A 4,818-nucleotide genomic window follows, 5' to 3' on the forward strand; every position below is an offset into this window, starting at 1 on the left:
TTGATGGAATGATCAAGTCTAAAAGGATCATAAATGTCAGAACGATATAATCTATACAACAAAATTGGTGCACCTTCACTATTTTTTACATTAACATCAGCACCGTTATTTAAAAGGTTCTCAAATGCCTCTAGATTTCTATCATCAATTGCTTTAAATAATCTTTGAGACATCTCTTCTTTATCCATACAATTTTCAATCATGGTTTTGATTGTCTGATGAATAGTTAAATCACTTGGAGTTTTTTGTGCGCTGTTTTGTATCTTACAATCAGCTCCAGCTTTAATTAATAAACCAACTATATCTTTATTTTCATTCATTGCTGCTATATGCAATGGTGTATTACCAATGTGATCTCTGACATTTACGTAAACACCCTTTTCGATAAGCTGTTTTATTGAATTCTCATTTCCATCTTTTGTTGCTTAGAAAAAGTTATCGTATTGCTTTAATACTTCTTTTATTTTACTATCATTATGTGCTAGATCTATAGGCTTTCTTCCTTGATCATCTTTTATATCAAATTTAGCACCACTTTTTATGAGAGAATCTAAGATTTTCTCTCTATTCGAGCCAGCTGCTAGGTGTAGTGGTGTTATGCCACTATTACTGTGTAAATTAACTTCAACACCATTTTTTATAAGTAAATCTGCTGCTTGTTCTCGCCCGTTATAAGCCGCTAAGTGTAATGGTGTATCACCATCCATATTTTTGGTATTTAGGTCAGCACCATTTACGATAAGTAATTTAATGACTTCTTCATCTCCACTTACTGCAGCATGATGTAAGATTGTCGAACCCTTGTTATCCTTTGCATTAACATCAGCATTTTTTTCAACAAGTAATCTAACTACGTCACCATGCTTCATCAACGCAGCACGATGTAATGGTGTTTCACCATTGTAATTTTTGACATTGACATAAATATTTCCTTCTAACATGGTTTTTATTGTATTCTTCTCTCCACCTTCTACTGCTTTGAAAAATGCACTGTATTCTTGTAATAAACCTATTGCTGCATAATTCCTATGTTGCACATCTATAGGCTCTTCTCCTTTATAGTTTTTTATATTAAACATAGCTCCACTTCTTATAAGCAAGTCTGCTATTTCTCTATATCCATTCCCTGCAGCATTATGCAATGGTGTGTTACCTATATCATTTTTTGCATTAACATCAGCATTATGTTCAATAAGTAATTTGACAATGTTGTTATTTCCCCCACTAATAGATGTAGCCTTATGCAATGGTGTACTACCATGACCGCTACCTTTCGCATTGACATCAGCATGCTTTTCAATAAGTAATTTAACTAAGTCTTCCTGTTTCATAAATATAACACGATGTAATGGTGTGTCATTAAATTGATTTTTCACATTAACATCAGCGCCTTTATCAATAAGAACTTTGGCCTTTACAAAATTTTTTGCTTCAATAGCACGCAGTAATTGTTCACCTAAATGTGACTCTTGAATATCTTTGATCAATAACTTCATTGCTTGTTCACTTTTAGCTAAGTCTAATGGTAAATGCCCATGGTTATTTCTTATATCAGGATTAGCTCCATTATCAATCAATAGCTTTGCTATTGATGGTTTATCCTGATTAGCTGCATCATGCAGAGGAGTTGCTCCACTACTATTTTTGATATTAGGATCAGCGCCTTTCTCAAGAAGCAATTTTGCTATTTCGTAGTAGCCGCCATAAGATGCTATATGCAATAGTGATGTTTTAGTACCATCTTCTTGATAATTAACATTAGCGCCTCTATTAATAAGGGATCTCACACCTTCAATGTTGTTTTTTTCGATTGCCTCTTTTAATTGTTGACTCAAATTTGTAGTTGACATTTGTGTGCCTATTGGGGGTAATTTATCCATAAATATTCCTTAATTAAACGATAATATAATATTAGCATAAACTAGTTAATTTATTGTGAAATAAGTATATAATTCCGGTAGATTAACTTAGGGGATCAAGATTATTTGAAGTTGAATATTTTTTTTAGTTAATAGTAACCCTTTCTTCGATAACATGTCTAAAATGTCTTATTAAACCTTGGATAGGCCAGGCTGCAGCGTCACCAAGCGCACAGATGGTATGCCCTTCAATTTGTTTACTAATATCAAGTAATTGATCTATTTCTCTTCGTTCTATATTTCCTGTTACCATTCTCTTCATAATTCTCCACATCCATCCTGTGCCCTCTCGGCATGGCGTACACTGCCCACATGACTCATGCATATAAAAATGAGCTAGTCTTTCTATCGCAGATATTATATCTGTTGATTTATCCATAACGATCACGGAAGCAGTACCAAGACCTGACTGCACGCTTCTTAGCGAATCAAAATCCATTTCCACTGTATCACATATAGATTTTGGAATAAGTGGTACTGAAGATCCACCAGGTATAACGGCAAGTAAATTATTCCAGCCTCCACGCACTCCACCAGCATATTTTTCAATTAGTTCACGTAGTGGAATACCAAGTTCTTCCTCAACATTACATGGATTGTTTATGTGCCCTGAGATTGAAAATATTTTAGTGCCTGTGTTATTAGGCTTACCAAGAGATGAAAACCATTCACCACCACGCCTTAAGATATCTGGTACCATCGCTATAGTCTCAACATTGTTTATCGTAGTTGGGCAGCCAAACAGACCAACTCCTGCAGGAAAAGGAGGTTTCATACGGGGAAATCCTTTCTTTCCTTCGAGTGATTCTAGCTGTGCCGTCTCTTCACCGCAGATATATGCCCCAGCACCTCTATGAATAAATACATTTAAATCATAGCCAGATTCACATGCATTTTTCCCGAGCAAACCATCATTGCAAGCTTCTTCTAGCGCTTTTTGCAAAGTTAAATATTCATTATAAAACTCACCTCTTATATATATATATGCAGTTGTTATATTCATAGCCTTTCCAGCTAGTAAAATTCCTTCAAGCAATTTATGAGGATCATAACGAAGAATGTCTCTATCTTTACACGCACCAGGCTCAGACTCATCAGCATTTACTACTAAATATGCAGGTTGATTATCTAGCCTAGTTTTAGGCATAAAGCTCCACTTAAGCCCAGTTGGAAACCCTGCTCCTCCTCTACCTCTTAAGCCAGACTTTTTTACCTCATCAATAATCTTCTCTGAACCTAGATCTAATAGTGTTTTTGTGTCCTGCCAAACCACACGCTCTTTTGCTTCATTTAAAAAAGGGCTTTTTTTACCATCCAAATTAGTAAATATCTTATCTTGCTCCTTTAGCATAAATTACCTCAAGATTCCCATAATTTTAATATACAAAACTCTCTGTTTTTATACTAGAGAATTTTTCCTAAAGAAAACCATAGGAACCAAAAAATTTAGCTAACATGCTTCCCAGAATTTATGCCTTCAACAACTGGTTTTTCCAATTCAGTTTTTACTTTTTCTTTCCACTGTGTTTGTTCTTCATCTTTTGAGTTCAAGTTTTTTATTTCTTTCTGATACTGTTCTTTATATAGATGGGAGCTAAAAAACCAAGTTTGGGGATTTTTAGGTTGACAACTTTTTCCTCCATTATATTTAAATAAAAAATCGTTTGTATTGTATAAATCATGACCCTTATATTTAATGCATTTTAGATTACGCATGAAAAATGTATCTACGCCATTTCGCGTGCATGATTCACCTATTTCTCTAGATACTTTTTCTTTGCTCAAATCTATTATATCTCTTGCTATGCTTGGATTACTGATTGCAATGAAATCATTATTGGCATGATACTTCATAAGACTTTGATAAATTTTATCCGAACAATACTCTAATAATACACCTCTAGAAATTGTGACATTTTTGCTAAGAGTGGCTTTTACTGTTTCTAAATTATCGAAATCCATATATATACCACCCTTGGATTTTGTAAATTGTTCTAAAATGGCAAGAGCAATCATTCTAAAAGTGTCTATTTCATCAGCAAAGTAAGTTCTTCTGTTACTTTTATTACTGTCATTAATCGGCATATTATACATATCTTTATAATATTGCTTAATACTTTCTATACTTTCACCATCAATTTTCCATCCTTTATCTACCTCATTCCAGTCATAATCATGTAGATCTGCTACATGCACTTCCTTTACTGCTTTTAGTTGACTCCTTAATTCTTCTACTTGACCTGGTAAAAACCCAGGACCGTTTATTACTAAGTAAATATCTCTATCTTCATTGTACTTTAATTTCTGGTTTTTTAGTATTTTTAAATAATTGAATCTGCTATTTTTACCATCTGGCAATGATGCACCCTTTTCTTTTGGCACCCAAGTAACTATTATTGGAGCATTATTTGGTAATTTTGGGGCTTCAATAAGTTTTCTGTTAAGCTCATATCCTATTTTATCATCAGTAGATAAAGTTGATGGATTTGTTTTATTCATTTCTGAAATTAAAATTTGCTTCATTTCAGAAGAACAAACTAGATGCATAGACGTAAGGTATGCACCACTACAACTATGATCCATATCTACAGAATGAATATTAGCACCTGCTTCAAGAAGAACATTCACCACTTCTATATTATTACTTTCAATGGCTACATGTAAAGAAGTCCATTTAAATCCATAAAATTTAGTATTAATACCAGCATCAACGTAAGCATTAACATCAGCTCCTTCTTTAATAAGTTGTTTAATTTTCTTTAAATCATTCCTTTTTACAGAATAAGATAACCGTCCATTTAAATTTCTTGTATCCATATATCTATGATTAATACTTATCTATATATTATGACAAATAATATCGACTATAATCAATAGCAAAATATCATTGACTACTGCG

General features: G+C 33.3%; 4 protein-coding genes. All 4 read right to left on the reverse strand.

The window, feature by feature from the left end:
• Positions 1-398: ankyrin repeat domain-containing protein (locus V6U76_RS04480; RefSeq protein ID WP_333023894.1), on the reverse strand; the 398-nt coding region annotated here is incomplete at its 3' end.
• 27 nt (positions 399-425) lie between these two features.
• The gene (locus V6U76_RS04485; protein ID WP_333023889.1) at positions 426-1,880 is read right to left on the reverse strand and encodes an ankyrin repeat domain-containing protein; all 1,455 of its coding nucleotides are present in this window, start codon (positions 1,878-1,880) and stop codon (positions 426-428) included.
• A gap of 124 nt (positions 1,881-2,004) precedes the next feature.
• Positions 2,005-3,270, reverse strand: a complete 1,266-nt coding sequence (gene nuoF, locus V6U76_RS04490; RefSeq protein WP_333023891.1) for an NADH-quinone oxidoreductase subunit NuoF — start codon at positions 3,268-3,270, stop codon at positions 2,005-2,007.
• A gap of 95 nt (positions 3,271-3,365) precedes the next feature.
• Positions 3,366-4,736, reverse strand: coding sequence for an ankyrin repeat domain-containing protein (locus V6U76_RS04495; protein ID WP_333023892.1), 1,371 nt, complete (start codon positions 4,734-4,736; stop codon positions 3,366-3,368).
• Positions 4,737-4,818 lie beyond the last annotated feature (82 nt).

The sequence above is a fragment of the Wolbachia endosymbiont of Pentidionis agamae genome (genome assembly GCF_036711655.1).
Lineage (GTDB): Bacteria > Pseudomonadota > Alphaproteobacteria > Rickettsiales > Anaplasmataceae > JAZHPY01.

Coding starts and splice junctions, on each gene's coding strand:
- V6U76_RS04485 (WP_333023889.1), bottom strand. CDS start 1,880: ATGGATAAATTACCCCCAATAGGCACACAAATGTCAACTACAAATTTG.
- nuoF (WP_333023891.1), bottom strand. CDS start 3,270: ATGCTAAAGGAGCAAGATAAGATATTTACTAATTTGGATGGTAAAAAA.
- V6U76_RS04495 (WP_333023892.1), bottom strand. CDS start 4,736: ATGGATACAAGAAATTTAAATGGACGGTTATCTTATTCTGTAAAAAGG.